14 protein-coding genes are annotated in these 15,608 nt (G+C 41.1%); 8 read left to right on the top strand and 6 right to left on the bottom strand.

Annotated elements, in window-relative coordinates:
* The 4 genes from L654_RS0123790 to L654_RS0123775 form a co-directional block, all read right to left on the bottom strand.
* Window positions 1-670, bottom strand: a 670-nt coding sequence (locus L654_RS0123790) for an arginine N-succinyltransferase (protein WP_024609240.1), incomplete at its 3' end; no start/stop codon positions are given.
* Between the two features lie 85 nt (window positions 671-755).
* Window positions 756-1,961, bottom strand: coding sequence for an aspartate aminotransferase family protein (locus tag L654_RS0123785; protein ID WP_024609239.1), 1,206 nt, complete (start codon window positions 1,959-1,961; stop codon window positions 756-758).
* A gap of 379 nt (window positions 1,962-2,340) precedes the next feature.
* The gene (locus L654_RS0123780; protein WP_024609238.1) at window positions 2,341-3,501 is read right to left on the bottom strand and encodes an HDOD domain-containing protein; all 1,161 of its coding nucleotides are present in this window, start codon (window positions 3,499-3,501) and stop codon (window positions 2,341-2,343) included.
* A 43-nt stretch (window positions 3,502-3,544) separates the two neighbouring features.
* A complete protein-coding gene (locus tag L654_RS0123775; protein WP_024609237.1) occupies window positions 3,545-4,126 on the bottom strand; it encodes an aminodeoxychorismate/anthranilate synthase component II in 582 nt (193 codons plus the stop codon).
* Window positions 4,127-4,677: 551 nt separating this feature from the next.
* Here L654_RS0123775 and L654_RS0123770 point away from each other — a divergent pair.
* The 8 genes from L654_RS0123770 (at window position 4,678) to glpD (ending at window position 14,372) form a co-directional block, all read left to right on the top strand.
* Window positions 4,678-4,920: a YdcH family protein gene (locus L654_RS0123770; RefSeq protein WP_007580070.1), complete on the top strand. Its 243-nt coding sequence runs from the start codon at window positions 4,678-4,680 to the stop codon at window positions 4,918-4,920.
* A gap of 445 nt (window positions 4,921-5,365) precedes the next feature.
* Entirely contained in the window at window positions 5,366-6,379 is a 1,014-nt protein-coding gene (gene galE / locus L654_RS0123760; protein WP_024609236.1) for a UDP-glucose 4-epimerase GalE, read from the top strand.
* A 1-nt stretch (window position 6,380) separates the two neighbouring features.
* Complete coding sequence (locus L654_RS0123755) at window positions 6,381-7,445, top strand: UDP-glucose--hexose-1-phosphate uridylyltransferase (protein WP_024609235.1); 1,065 nt, start codon at window positions 6,381-6,383, stop codon at window positions 7,443-7,445.
* On the top strand, window positions 7,435-8,583 hold the full coding sequence (gene galK, locus L654_RS0123750) for a galactokinase (RefSeq protein WP_024609234.1): 1,149 nt from the start codon (window positions 7,435-7,437) through the stop codon (window positions 8,581-8,583). The genes L654_RS0123755 and galK overlap by 11 nt, the downstream gene beginning before the upstream one ends.
* Window positions 8,584-8,602: 19 nt before the next feature.
* Window positions 8,603-9,607 carry a Gfo/Idh/MocA family oxidoreductase gene (locus L654_RS0123745; protein ID WP_024609233.1) on the top strand — a complete coding sequence of 335 codons (1,005 nt, stop codon included), beginning with the start codon at window positions 8,603-8,605 and terminating at the stop codon, window positions 9,605-9,607.
* Window positions 9,608-9,636: 29 nt separating this feature from the next.
* The gene (locus L654_RS0123740) at window positions 9,637-10,959 is read left to right on the top strand and encodes a dienelactone hydrolase family protein (RefSeq protein WP_024609232.1); all 1,323 of its coding nucleotides are present in this window, start codon (window positions 9,637-9,639) and stop codon (window positions 10,957-10,959) included.
* A 196-nt stretch (window positions 10,960-11,155) separates the two neighbouring features.
* On the top strand, window positions 11,156-12,652 hold the full coding sequence (gene glpK / locus L654_RS0123735) for a glycerol kinase GlpK (protein ID WP_032826852.1): 1,497 nt from the start codon (window positions 11,156-11,158) through the stop codon (window positions 12,650-12,652).
* A gap of 214 nt (window positions 12,653-12,866) precedes the next feature.
* Window positions 12,867-14,372 carry a glycerol-3-phosphate dehydrogenase gene (gene glpD / locus L654_RS0123730; RefSeq protein ID WP_024609231.1) on the top strand — a complete coding sequence of 502 codons (1,506 nt, stop codon included), beginning with the start codon at window positions 12,867-12,869 and terminating at the stop codon, window positions 14,370-14,372.
* 59 nt (window positions 14,373-14,431) lie between these two features.
* Here the strand turns inward: glpD and L654_RS0123725 are convergent, their stop codons facing one another.
* A complete protein-coding gene (locus L654_RS0123725) occupies window positions 14,432-15,382 on the bottom strand; it encodes a 2-dehydro-3-deoxygalactonokinase (protein ID WP_024609230.1) in 951 nt (316 codons plus the stop codon).
* 3 nt (window positions 15,383-15,385) lie between these two features.
* A partial coding sequence (locus tag L654_RS0123720; protein ID WP_029753767.1) for an SDR family oxidoreductase occupies window positions 15,386-15,608 on the bottom strand: 223 nt, incomplete at its 5' end.

Raw genomic sequence — 15,608 nt, 5'->3', positions numbered from 1 at the left:
CTTGCGCATCTTTACTTAGCAAGTTTACGTAAATTGGGTATTTAGGCATTAGTTCAGCAATGAAAACCTTTTGGCCAATACCTGTTAGGTAATCGGCTGTTGGAAAATCCATTGAGAAAAAGTGCTCTTCAAGCCACTGCCAAAAAGGGCTACTGCCGTTTTCGTCAGACACACCGCGCATTTCTGCAATCACTGTTTGCGCAAAACGCTCTTGATGCTGTTTTATAAACATAAAGCGCGCTTTTGAAAGTAGCTTACCGTTACAATTTTTACGATAGCCATCTTTTAAAAACAATGTGCAAAGCTCTGTAGCACCTGTGTAGTCGTTACATAGCGTTAGAATATCAACCGCTTTGTATACGTCTAATGTGCGCGAAGAGTGAATCACTTTACTTAAGTGATAATGATAAAATGCATCATCAAGCCCTACCGCAGCTTCAATTGCAGATGTTCCTACAACGTCACCGGTTTCGCTATCTTCAAGAACAAACAGGTAGCCTTCGTCACCAGGTTGTGACGTTTGTTTAGCAAAAGAGCTTACTGAATGGTCGATCTTTTTTTGCAATAGTTCTTCGTTTAATGGCAAAGACGTAAAACCATGCCCTGATTCGTGGGCAATTTTCAGTAATGCTGAATAATCATTTTGCTGGATTGGGCGAAGGATCATCATGAGTCCGCTTGCTCCCTTATAAATAACGGTAAATAGGAATTGCAGGGCAAGCAGTGCTTGCCCTTAATTGGTTGGCTTAAGTCGCTTATGCGTTTACTACGCTTGCTACTGCTTTTTCAAAGCGTGCCATACCTTCGCGAATGTCCGCTTCAGGAATTACTAAAGATGGAGTGAAACGTATTACGTCTGCACCAGCAACTAATGACATAAGGCCTTGCTCAGTCCCTGCCACTAAAAACTCTTTTGCACGACCTTTATATTGCTCGTTCACTACTGCACCAATTAATAAACCTTGGCCACGGATTTCGCTAAATACGTTGTATTTGTCGTTAACCGCAGTAAGTAGTTCATTAAATAATGCTGCTTTAGCTTTTACGCCAGCAAGTACTTCTGGGGTATTTACTGTATCAAATGCAGCTTCTGCAACAGCACACGCAAGCGGGTTGCCGCCATAAGTAGAACCATGAGTACCTACTTTAAGATGCTGTGCAATTTCAGTTGTTGTGATCATAGCGCCAATAGGGAAACCGCCGCCAAGTGCTTTAGCTGAAGTTAAAATATCAGGTACTATGTTTAAGCCTTGGTATGCGTATAAATCGCCAGTACGGCCAACACCTGTTTGAACTTCATCAAAAATAAGCAGTGCGCTATGTTTAGTACATAAATCGCGAACGCCTTGAGCAAACTCGTCAGTTGGTGAAACAATACCGCCTTCACCTTGTAGAGGTTCCATCATTACGGCACATGTTTTATCGCTGATAAGCGCTTCAAAAGCAGCTAGGTCGTTGTAATCACAATGTACAATGTCGCCAGGCTTAGGACCAAAACCATCTGAATATGCAGCTTGGCCACCAACAGTTACGGTAAAGAATGTACGACCGTGGAAACCTTTGTTGAACGCGATGATTTGTGATTTTTCTGCGCCAAACTTATCAAGTGCAAAACGACGCGCTAACTTAAGCGCTGCTTCGTTTGCTTCTGCGCCTGAGTTGGCAAAATAAACTTTTTCAGCAAATGTAGCATCAACCATTTTTTTAGCTAGGCGAAGTGCCGGCTCATTGGTCATTACATTTGATAGATGCCAGATTTTTTCGCCTTGCTCTTTTAATGCGCCTACTAATGCAGGGTGGCAATGGCCAAGACAGTTAACTGCAATACCACCAGCAAAGTCGATAAACTCTCGACCTTCTTGATCCCATACGCGAGAACCTTCGCCTCGAACAGGAATTACGCTTGAAGGTGCGTAGTTAGGAACCATTACGTGATCAAATAATTCGCGATTGACTGTCATTTTATTTCCTCTTAATTGTGAGCAACACAAAACATCAAAATAGGTGTTTGGTTAATATTTGTAACCAACTTTATAGGCAAGATCAGTAACCTGATAATTGCGCAAAATTGCTTTGTGGTTCAATTTTCAGACGCACATTATTTCAGAATTACTTATATCTGTCTCGTTAAAAACTTTCATGTATCCCTTGAAAATAAAGGGCTAAAGATATTATTTCATAGATAGTGAATAACTATTTGCATAGCCATTCATACTTGGTTTTAGACAACTAACCGCATGAGCGCAGAGGCAAGCACGCTTTAATCGGCAAATATGCAATATAACAATAGAGTGAGAATGAATGGTTAGTCGCAAAAAAATTAACAAAAAATTCAGATTTTTAGTCAATTTGAATAGCTAAATTGGTAAAATTACTCGATTGGAGGGTTTTTAGTTCCGTTTTAGTGAACTTAAAGTACGAAAACCAGCTTAGAGTTTCATCAGGCTCAATAAGTTGATGCTCTTTTAAATTAAGATATTGAGAGTAGCACCGTGCCTTTAGCATTACTTCTGTTAATGGCAGTAATGTATCGCCTTTATCTACCCCATTTACTAGCTGCTGCATTACACCTTTAAACGGTAAATATTTAAAAGCCATTTTGTCTATTACTTTGGCGCTTACTTCTATCGACTTATTGCTAAGTAGAGTGGTTAAAAATAGCGGGTCGGGCTGTAGCTCTAATAATGCGGTGTGTAAATCTTTTTGGTTTTCATTTCGGGCTAACTGCACTTTGCGTTGCCATACTTTCTCAAACGTTTTTAAGTACAAGCGCACTAATGCAATTCGTCCTACATCTAAAAGCATTCCAAGGGTAAATGCATGTACGTCATTCACATTATTAATTTGTGCAATTTTTTGCGCTGCAATCGCGTTTGCCATCGCGCTGTCGCGTAGCCGGCGTTTTAATAATGAAAATGGTTCGGTGCTATGTGGCATCCAATGACGGGCAGCAAATGTAGGAATCACTAGCTGTAAGTTATCAAGGCCAATATAACGAAGGGCAAGCGATGGTTTATCTACTTTCACAGACGTGTTTTTACTACGCTGATTACGATAGTAAGGTAAATTAACAAGCGTTACTAATTCTCTACCCAACCAGCCTATATCATTTACCAATGGTTCTAAGCGCCCTACTGATGCCGACTTTACAGCTAATATATCGAGTATATTGGCAATGCCATCTTCAATGCCTATAGTACTGTGAATTACACCATCTATATCTTCGAGCTGCTTATATATAGCTGTTTCAATTGTTTTGTGTAGTTGCTCACTCGCTTGAGCGCGGTACTTATGATGTGCAGTACTGCTTTGCTGGCGTTTATTCTGTGCGGCCACTTCAACCTGAAGCAAAGTGCGTTGCTTCATGGGTTCGCCGTAATCTATATCTAATGTATGGATGAAACCAATTTGCTGATGCGCAAAGCTGTGCCCAAGCAATAAGTCATGAGCCCGTTGGCTTAGTATTTTGGCAGTACGCTGCTGGGCTACAAGTTCAGTCATGACATCCTTTAATAAAGTATTAAATGCTCTGTGTATTATAACATTAGAAGCGAGTTAAAAAGTTATCAAGCAGTTCTAAGCCTTGATCAGTTAGAATAGCTTCGGGGTGAAACTGCACACCTTCGATTGCTAGTTCTTTATGAAGTAACCCCATAATTTCGTCAAACTCGCCTTGCTCAGTCTGACTCCATGCGGTTACTTCAAGTTCTTTAGGTAGAGTTTGCTCTTTAACCACTAAAGAATGATAACGACATACTGTTAACGGGTTAGCTAAGCCTTTAAACACCCCTTTATTAGTGTGAACTATGGGTGATGTTTTACCGTGCATTACTTTTTTAGCACGTATTACATTTCCCCCTAAAGCTTGCGCGATAGTTTGATGCCCCAAGCAAATCCCTAAAATAGGATATTGCCCTTTTAGTTGCTCAACAACATTTAACGAAATACCCGCTTCGTTAGGCGTGCATGGCCCCGGCGATAACACGATGTGTTTCGGGTTCAACTGCTTTATTTGTGCAATGCTTAGCTCGTCATTACGTTTCACTAAAACGTCTTGATCTAAACGCTGAAAATATTGCACTAAGTTGTAAGTAAACGAATCGTAGTTATCGATCATTAACAGCATTACACAACAAACCTTATAAATTATTGACCACTTACTTCACACAAGTGGTACTAAGCGCTGCATTCTACCACTATTAATTAACCAACATAAATTAGCAAAAAGCGTTAAAAATTAACTCTTTTAGCTAAAATGCATAAAAGCCTTTAGCGGGTATTGGTTTACTTAACCTGAACTCTGGTTAAGAGATTTATTAACGTATTGAATCACGGTGATATTTAAATTTATTTTCTCTAGCCAGAGATTCCTTGCAGCTTGAGCAATAATATCGAACCCTAAGCTTTTTACGAGTAGTTAATACTCCTATTTAGGCTGTATACCCCAACAATAAATTATTGACCTCTAAAGTACATGCGTTTATTGATCGCTCTATTAAATACTTTAGTGAAATACCTTACTGAGCAAAATAAACAGATTGTTTGCGCTACATCAAATTAGCGGCTCAATGGTTGAATTATATCTATGTAAGCCCCAGTGTATTATATGAAAGGCAGTAATTCACTTATACAACTCACTTACTTGTGAGCTCATTTATATCCTATTAAGGAGCGAATATGTTAGGCGAAGACCACTCATTAACTAATGACTTTCCAGAGTACTTAAAGACCATTGCCGAGTTAAATGAAAGCGATACTGAATTTGCAAAAAAAGCAGATAAGTACGACAAGCTAGATAAAGAAATTAGAGTGTTAGAGCTCAAAGATGCCCCCATAAGCGACGAGCAAATGCATCAGCTAAAACACGAACGTACGGAATTAAAAGATTGGCTATACGAGCGCTTGCAGCAAGAGCAGTAATGCCACTAAAAAAAGAGCTCACTGATGAGGTGAGCTCTTTAGATCAACAATGGCTATTTTCTCTAAAACTTTACAAAGCCACCCACAGGTTTCATAAATACACTGCTTGGGTTAATAACATCTTTGCGTTCCTAGCCAGTGCTATCGGTAGCACCGGTAAGTAAAACTGTTTTATTTATGTTGCTCTCTCCTAACTTTGTTTTCGCTATATTAGCAGCCTCCCTACCGCTGATAATTAGGTCAATAATCGAATCAGTTTATCTAATCAATTGATAAAGCTAAGTCTATGTTAGTCAATATAAAAGCATTCCTTTAAAAGGCAGGTAAGTGTTTAAGCTGAATGTTTTTTATGCTTTTATTTGAATTACCCAGCAATCATAACTATTGTTTTTAAACCCCCTTAATAGTAGTATTTATCATATAAATACACTTTTCGAGAAATAACATGAAAGTTTTAGTTACTGGCGGCATGGGTTACATAGGTAGCCACACATGTATTGCATTGCATGAAGCAGGTATTACGCCTGTTATTTATGATAACTTATCTAATGCAAGTGCGCGGGTACTTGACCAACTCGAAAAGATTACTGGTACTCGGTTTGAGTTTATATTGGGTGACATTCAAGACGAGCAACAATTTAAGCTCGCTCTAAAACATACTAAAGCCGAAGCTGTTTTTCACTTTGCGGCTTTAAAAGCCGTTGGCGAATCAACTGAGCAACCACTGCGTTATTATCAAAATAATGTGTCGGGCACATTAAGCATGCTACAAAACATGCAAGATGAAGGCGTTAACCATATTATATTTAGCTCATCGGCTACTGTGTACGGTGAGCCAGACTACCTCCCTATTGACGAAAAGCATCCTATACGCGCAACTAACCCTTATGGTTGGACTAAAGTTATGGTTGAACAAGCCATGCAAGATGTATGTAATGCCAACAGCAAATTTATGGGCATAGCGCTTCGTTACTTTAACCCAGTAGGTGCACACCCAAGTGGTTTATTAGGTGAAAGCCCTAATGGTATTCCTAATAACTTAATGCCCTTTATTGCTCAAACTGCAGTAGGCAAACGCGACGTGGTTAATATTTTTGGTGACGACTACGACACTGAAGATGGCACAGGCGTGCGCGACTATATTCATGTTTTAGATTTAGCTAAAGGTCATGTTGCGGCATTTATGCAGCATAAAACAGATACCGCCTTTCATGCTTACAACTTAGGCACAGGGCAAGGTTATTCTGTGCTTGATATGATCAACGCATTTAGCGCATCAGCCAATAAAGATATTCCTTATCAAATTGCACCGCGCCGAGCAGGTGATATTGCCTGTAACTACGCCGATGCCACAAAAGCGCAAAACACACTTAACTGGCACGCAGAACTAACACTTAGCGACATGACAAACGACACATGGCGCTGGCAAACTAATTACCCAAGTGGGTTGGAGAGTTAATATGGCTTTATTAGAAAGTACTCACAGACGTAAAAATCCGCTAACGGGTCGTTGGGTATTAGTGTCACCACATCGTAATAACCGCCCATGGTTAGGCGCAACAGAAGCCGTTAATGAAAACGTATTACCAAGACACGATGAAAGCTGCCCACTTTGCCCAAGCAATACCCGTGCAAATGGCGACAGCAATCCAGATTACAAATACACACACGTATTTAGAAATGACTTTGGCGCATTAACACCTAATGCCAGCGAGCAATTACAAAGCTTAGAGTCAGACAGCGATTTATTTATTGCCGACGAAGCCAGTGGCGAATGCCGCGTAATTTGTTTTTCTCCAGAGCATAATAAAACACTACCAGAGCTTAGCCAAAACGCATTGCACGAAGTAGTAAAAACCTGGAAACAAAATTACACAGAGCTTGCACAGCAGTACGAATGCGTACAAGTTTTCGAAAATAAAGGCGAGATCATGGGTTGTTCGCAACCTCATCCTCACGGCCAAGTATGGGCTCACTCGCATTTATCAACCGAAATAGAAGCCGAAGATAACCAGCAGCTTGCCTATTATAAAAAGCATGGCACAGCCATGCTTGACGATTACGCGCAAAAAGAGCAAGCAGATAAAACTCGTGTTGTATTTGAAAACGAACATTGGCTTGTTGTTGTGCCATTTTGGGCTGCATGGCCGTTTGAAACAATGCTAGTAACTAAAGATAATATTCAAAACTTTAGCCAGCTAAACGATGCGCAAACCAACTCTTTGGCTCAGGCACTTAAAGTATTAACCACTAAGTACGACAACGTATTTAATTGCAGCTTCCCATACTCAATGGGATGGCACAATGCACCCGCTAATAGAGGCTCTGATGAGCAACATTGGCGTTTGCATGCACACTTTTATCCGCCGCTACTTCGCTCTGCTACTGTTAAAAAACACATGGTAGGCTACGAAATGCTAGGCGAAAGCCAACGCGATTTAAGCGCAGAAACCGCTGCTTCTATTTTAAAAGCAGCCAGTACAACACACTATAAAGATACAGCAGGACACACAGATGAAGCTTAACGAATTCCAACAACAATTTTTGTCACTGTATGGCGCGCCTGCTCAAGGTATTGCAGCAGCACCGGGGCGTGTAAACCTCATTGGCGAATTTACCGACTACAACGACGGTTTTGTTTTACCGTGTTCGTTAGAGTTTCGTACCCAAGTAATGTTTAAAGAGCGCGACGACAATATTATTACTGTGCATTCTTTAAATTACCCAGGCGAGCAAGACAGCTTTAGTGTTGATGAAGAAATCACTGAAGGCCAGTCGCAATGGGGTAACTACATTCGTGCTGTGACTTATGTTCTTAAAAGAGCGGGCTACACACTGCGTGGCGCCGATCTACTAATTGACAGTAACTTACCGCAAGGTAGTGGCTTGTCATCATCGGCAGCACTAGAAGTTGCAGTTGGCGGTATGTTTAACCATGTTGCACAGCTTGGTTTACCGCCAGAGCAAATTGCGCTATTTGGCCAAGAAGCCGAAAATGACTTTATGCATTGCCAATGCGGCATTATGGATCAGCTTATTTCAGCTAAAGGCGAAAATGGGCATGCACTATTAATCGACTGTGAAAACCTAGCAACCAAATCAGTTAAAGTTCCTGATGATTTAAATATTGTTATTGTTAACTCTAACTACCCGCGCAAGTTGGTTGATAGCGAATACAACCAGCGCCGTATTGACTGCGAACAAGCTGCTGTAAAAATGGGTGTAGAAACACTTCGCCAAGCAACCATGACTGGCTTGCAAGCAGTAAAAGCGACATTAAGCGAAAACGAATATAAACGTGCACACCACGTAATTAGCGAAAACGACCGTGTAATTGCAGCAACTACTGCATTGCAAACCAATGATATGGAGCAACTTCGCGAATTGATGGCTGCATCACACCAGTCACTTAAACACGACTTTGAAGTAACCGTACCTGCAACCGATGGCTTAGTTGAAATTTGTAAAGAAGCGATGGGCGATCGCGGCGCAGTACGTATGACAGGGGGTGGTTTTGGTGGCGCAATTGTATGTTTGTGTCGCGATGCTGAAGTACCTCTTATTAAAGCTGCGGTAGAAAAGCATTACTTTGAGCGCTTTAGCTTAAATGCTGATATTTACGTATGTTCAGCGGGTTCAGGATTACAAATTACGTCTTTTTAAATAAACCTAAGGAATAAGCATGGCAAAGGTTAATTGGGGAATTATTGGGTGTGGCAATATAGCTCACACCTTTGCTAAAAGCATTGCGCATTGCAGTGATGCACAGCTTATTGGCGCTGCATCAACGAATATGCAGCGCGCTAAAGAATTTGCCACACCGTACAATATTCAAGGCTATGAGAGCTATCAAGCACTTATTCAATGCCCAAACATTGACGCTATTTATATTGCCAATACGCACGATCAACACTTTAAAACGATAGCCGAATGCTTAACACACAATAAGCACGTGCTAAGCGAAAAACCAATTACCGTTAATGCTGAGCAGTTACAAAGCCTCACTAAGCTTGCCAAGCAACAAAACTGCTTTTTAATGGAAGGTGTTTGGATGCGGTTTTTACCAGCTATAGTAAAATTACAACAGCTCCTAAGTGAAGGTGTTATTGGTAATGTGCACAGTGTTAATGCCAACTTTAGTTTACCTGGCAGCTTTGCCGACACTCACCGATTAATGAACCCTGTAACAGCGGGTGGCGCCCTGCTCGATTTAGGTATTTACCCTATTTCGATTGCTGATGTGGTATTTAATAAAACCCCTGAACACATCAAATCCTTTGTACATAAAAGCACAACCGGCGTTGATGAGCGAAGCACTGCTATAGTTGATTACGGTAACGGGCAATTTGCATCTCTTGCCAGCGCACTGCAGCAAAATGGCCCAACAGAAGCATGTATTAATGGTGAGCTTGGCTATATTAGAATACCTCAGTTTGTAGGTGCAAAAACGCTAGAGCTACACATAAACGACCAAGACCCTCAGTACTTTGAATACGACTTTAGCGACGATGAAAACTTTAAGTTTGAAATTGCACATGTCACGCAGTGTATATTACAAAAACAAACCCAAAGCAGCGTATTACCACTGGGTACTAGCTTACGAGTTATGAACATAATGGATACCTTACGAGCACAATGGCAGCTGCAATATAGCAATGCCGTCGAGTCGGCTGAACTGACTAATTAAAAAATAAAAATACACAACAAGGACACACAATGACACACACACTCAAGGCGCTTTCAAAAGCCATATTACTTGCTACGTGCAGTTTATCTGCCAGTGTAGCTGTTGCTGAATCTAATAAACCAGAACAGCTATACCCGCCAATCACTAGCGAAGTACTCCCAGAGCTTGCAGCTAAAGGTAGCTACAATGTAGGTGTGCAAACACTTGATTTAGTTAACCCTGCGCAATTTGACCCCGCTACACAAGGCCAAAAAGATCGTCCTTTAAAAGTAGAAGTGTGGTATCCGGCTGTAAATACAGCAAAAGCGCCACTTACCAGCTACACCGATCAAACTCGCTCAGGTAAAGAGTTTACTCTGCAAGCCGATGCAATGCGTGATGTCGCCATTAATAATAAAGAGCACTACCCTGTGATAGTGCTTTCGCACGGTTATACCGGTTATCGTACAATTATGTACTACCTTGGCGAGCACTTAGCGTCGCACGGTTACATTGTGGTAGCGATTGATCATACTGACTCAACCAATGCTGATGTTGATTTTAAAAACGCGCCGTTCTCTGGCTTTTTTAGCACGCTTATAAATCGCTCACGCGATCAGCAGTTTGTTATTAATTACTTTAATGAGCAAAACAACTTTGCAAGCAAGCAGGTAGATAACAAAAGCGCAGGCGTAATTGGTTACTCAATGGGTGGCTATGGCGCTGTAAATACGATAGGTGGTTGTTACGCTTTTAATGAGCAAACTACGGCTATGTTTACAGGTATGAAAGACCCAGCTCAAATTAAACAAGTACAGCAATTACTAAACAGCTGCGCTGGTGGGCAATACAAAAACCCAAAAGTAGACCCACGTATAAAAGCGATGGTGGCCTTTGCGCCTTGGGGCGGACAGCACGCTATATTTGATGCCAAAGCGATGGGAAATATTAAAGTACCTTCGCTTTATGTCGCCGGTAACTTAGATGACATTTCTGGCTATGAAGGTATTAAAAACCTTTATAACCAAACAGGCAGCAAAGATAAGTACATGCTTACTTACAAAAATGCACGCCATAATATTGCACCACACCCAGCCCCTGCTATTGCACAAAGCAGCAGTGAGCTAGATATAGGCCATTACTACGAGCCTTCGTGGTCTATGCGCACAATTAACGAAACCAACAAGCATTTTGTACTTGCGATGATGGACTGTCATGTAAAAGGCATAACCACTCAATGTGAATACTTAGATTTACCACAAAACGGCGACCAAGCTGTTGTTGACGGTAAACCACTACCACAGTGGCGCGGGTTTGATAATCGCTTTTCTACCGGTATGGATTGGCAGCAAGCTAAACCACACGCTAAATAACTTACTCAACACGGCTATCTTTTTTATAGCCGTGTTCTCACTTAAAATCACCTCAAAGTAAAACGTGTTTTATTAAAGAGTTACCTGTTAAAAAAACACGCTTACTTTTTAATCAGGAATTTTAAGAAAAAATCATTGCCATTAGCCTCAGTTAAAGGCAATCTAGCTATATATAAGATAAATAATATTAATAATTATGTCCAAATACATACTCTCAATTGATCAAGGAACCACAAGCTCTCGGGCCATCTTGTTTACAAAAGATGCAGACGTTTTTGGTACAGCACAACAAGAATTTTCGCAGCATTTTCCACAAAATGGTTGGGTAGAACACGACCCTAACGATATTTGGCAAACAGTGCTTAGCACTAGTCGCGAAGTGTTAACTAAAAACGATGTAAAGCCTGAAGAAATTATTGCCATTGGTATCACCAACCAACGCGAAACCACTTTAGTGTGGAACAAAAAAACAGGCAAAACAATTTATAACGCTATTGTATGGCAAGACCGTCGCACAAGTGACTATTGCGAAAGCCTAACAACTGATGAGCTTTGCCAAACGATAAGCGAAAAAACAGGCTTATTGCTCGACCCTTATTTTTCGGCCACTAAAATTCGTTGGATTTTAGATAACGTTGAAGGCGCACGCGAACAAGCCCTTGCAGGTGAGCTCGCCTTCGGTACAGTTGACACTTACCTACTTTGGCAGCTAACAGGCGGCAAAGAGCACCGCACCGATGCAACCAATGCATCACGCACCATGTTATTTAATATTCACACCCAGCAGTGGGATCAAGAGCTCCTAGAGTTATTCGATATTCCAGAATCTATGCTGCCAGAAGTAATGGATTCAGCTGACGAGTTTGGCTCAACCAGTGCTGACATTTTTGGCGCGCCAATTCGTGTTTGTGGTATTGCAGGCGATCAGCAGGCCGCGCTTGTTGGCCACGCATGTTTTGAACAAGGCATGGCTAAAAGTACATATGGTACTGGCTGTTTTTTAATGCTTAACACTGGCGAAAAAGCACTGACCTCAGAAAACCGCTTATTGACCACTGTTGCTTATAGATTAAACGGCAAGCCAACTTACGCCATTGAAGGCAGTATATTTATGGCTGGCGCAACTATGCAGTGGATTGTTGAAGGCTTAAAGCTACTTAGCCATGCTGGCGAAAGTGAGTCGATGGTTAAAGATGTACCGCTCGATCATGGTGTATTTTTAGTGCCTTCGTTTACGGGTTTAGGTGCTCCTTATTGGGACCCTAATGCACGTGGCGCTATTTTAGGGCTAACACGCGATTCGGGTATTAGCACCATAGTTGCTGCAGCGCTGCAATCAGTTGGTTACCAGACCAAAGATTTACAAAAAGCGATGGAGCGTGATGGTCTTCGCCCAAGTGTGCTTCGTGTAGATGGCGGTATGGTAAAAAATAATTGGGTTATGACCTTCTTATCAAACATTTTAGGTGCAACAGTAGAGCGCCCAACTGTGACCGAAACGACCTCTTTAGGCGTAGCATATTTAGCTGGCTTACAAACAGGTGTGTACGAGTCGACTGAGCAGTTATCTAAAATGTGGACATGCGACCGTCGTTTTGAGCCAACCATGAGTGCCGACGAGCGTAACGATCTATACGCAAAATGGCAGCACTGCGTAGCTCAAGTATGCTTAACGAATAAAAATTGCCCATAGTAAATACTAAGTGGTTAAGGCCAATACTTTAACCACTTTGCTTTTTTAACTTAGCTAAATGCTAGATTTAAAATGCATGCTTTACTGCTTTAAATTGAAAATGGATTGGCGTCAAAATTAACGAATAAAAAACTGGGTTTTCTATTGTCAAATGAAAACAGCAGCTTTATGATGCTTATGTCTTATTTATATTACAAATAAAAAGGTTAGCTCGGTGGAATTAGCAGATAACGAATATGACTTACTAGTCATCGGTGGCGGTGTAAACGGCACTGGAATAGCAGCTGATGCAGCAGGCAGAGGATTAAAAGTACTCTTGTGCGAACAATCAGACCTTGCCTGTGCAACATCTTCAAATAGTTCTAAGCTGATCCACGGTGGTCTACGCTACCTTGAGCATTACGAATTTAGATTAGTAAAAGAAGCCCTAGCAGAGCGAGAAGTGCTACTTAAGAACGCACCCCATATTATGTGGCCACTTACTTTTAGATTGCCGCATCAAAAGCATTTACGCCCTGCATGGATGATTCGCATTGGTTTGTTTATGTATGACAACCTAGCGAAACGCGAAACACTAGCGGGTTCTCGAAGCATTAAATTTGGCGAAAATAGCGTTTTAGAACCCTCTATTACCAAAGGGTTTGAATACTCTGATGGCTGGGTTGACGATTCTCGCTTAGTCGTTTTAAACGCCCTTGCGGCGCAGGAAAAAGGCGCCGTTATTACCACACAAACTAAGTGTGTAAATGCTAAACGTGAGCACGGTAAATGGCAGATAACGCTTGAACAACAAAAGAGTAAAGCTAAATACAGCATTTCAGCTAAAGGTATTGTAAACGCTGCGGGCCCTTGGGTTGCTAAGCTATTTGATGAAGCCCTAACAGAAAAATCGCCACAAAATATTCGCCTTGTAAAAGGTAGCCACATTGTAGTGCCTCGCATTCACGATGAGAAACAAGCTTATATTTTACAAAATAAAGATCAGCGTATTGTGTTTGTTATTCCGTTTGAAGATGACTTCTCACTTATTGGCACAACCGATGTAGAACACAAAGGTGAAGCACAAGACGTTAAAATTAGCGATGAAGAAATTGATTACTTAATTGATATTACTAATACCTACTTTAAACAACCGATTAAACGCGAAGACATAGTACATACCTTTTCAGGTGTACGCCCATTACTTGATGACGAATCAGTTAATGCACAAGCCGTTACTCGCGATTATAAATTAGAGCTTTCGAGTGATGCTAAGCAAACACCTCTACTGAGTGTGTTTGGTGGAAAAATTACAACTTATCGCAAACTTGCCGAAGCTGCGGTTAATAAGCTTGAAGACTTTTACCCACAAATGAGCAAAGCGTGGACCAAGCATAGCTCGCTCCCTGGTGGTGATTTTAGCTCTGTAGAAGCACTTAAATCAGAGCTAAAAGCAAAATATGAATGGTTACCTGAAATAACACTTAAACGCTTTGTACGCACTTATGGTACTCGCGCTAAAAATATATTAGCTAATGCAACTGGGTTGAGTGATTTAGGCCAAGATTTTGGCCATGGTTTATTTGCAGCAGAAGTAGAATACTTGCTAAATGAAGAGTGGGCAGAAAACGCATACAATATTTTATGGCGCCGCAGCAAATTAGGACTACGTTTTAATGAGGCACAAGTTGCTGCGCTCAATGATTACATTGAGCATAACCAAGCAGCTAAAAGCGCTTAACTATTAAGTTATAATAGCTTCCTGTTAACCCCTTTATAATTTAATTTTTATAGAGGGGTTTATTTTTTTGACTCTAAATTAAACAAATAATTAAAACCGCTAAGCGTCGCTGTTTTAATATCAAACTCAACACACTTCACACCTATTTGGTTAAGCGCCGTAGTAAAACACTTATTCAGCTGCTTTGTGCCAATCACTACAACTTGTGTATCACTCAATAATTGCCACTCGCTTGCATGGCGAGCTGCTCGTACATCGCTGCCAATTAATACACCCGACAAATAAGCTTTGGCTTGTACTGGCGTTAACTCTTTTGAAAGCTGGCGTGTACGCACACTAAAAATACCATGAGCCAAGTTACCGCTATCACTACCTAAAGTTAGCTCACAGCCTTGCTCAAATGCTTTAAAATCAAACTCACCTTCTGCGCAGTCATTAGGAATTAAAACACTTTGATGACATAACAAATCGTATAACTCGCCGGTCATGGCTGTTTTAAAGCAAATGATTTCGCCGTTATTTATAAGCACCCATTTGGTATGTGTCCCAGGCAAACATAATAATATTTTACCTTGTTGATACTCTGGATTTTGTTTTAAAAACCCTAAAATTTGCAGCTCTTCGCCGCGCATTACATCAAATAAGCTATTTTGTAGCGTACACTTTGTGCCAGGTAACGCTTTAATTATATGCCCATCACAATCAAAGCTAACCGCTGCATTAAGTAACCCTTCGGGATTAATTGGGCATTCTAAATAAGGTGTTTCGTGCCAGCCAATACTTGAGGTAATTTGCCCAGCAATATATATAGGTAAACTGCCATATTCTTGCTGCCATACCGTAATGGTGTCGATTAGGGTTTGCTCAAAATTTTGATTCGCCTTAACAACACCAGGGCCATCACGTTGTGCTAATAATTTAAGTGTTGATTGCGCTTGTACTTCGCACAAATAAGCACGTAAATGGCTCGTGCCCCAGTCAACAGCAATAAAAAGAGATGAAGTAGCCAAGCTTTAAAGCCTCCCACCGTCGATTTTAATACTCTGCCCGGTGATCATACTGCTTTCATCGGCGGCTAAAAAGAGTGCCAAATTAGCAACATCTTCAGGGGTAACTAACTTTTTAAGCGCCATGGCTTCCATCCACTTAACTTGCTCTTCTTCGGTAAACCAGCTTGCTAGTTGACGGTCGGTGGCCACCCACCCGGGTAAAATAGCGTTAACGCGAATACCAAAC

This window comes from Pseudoalteromonas sp. TAB23, assembly GCF_000498075.1.
In the GTDB taxonomy this organism is placed as follows: domain Bacteria; phylum Pseudomonadota; class Gammaproteobacteria; order Enterobacterales; family Alteromonadaceae; genus Pseudoalteromonas; species Pseudoalteromonas arctica.
Note: the sequence above shows the minus strand (reverse complement) of the source record. Positions and strands in the feature narration are given on the sequence as shown.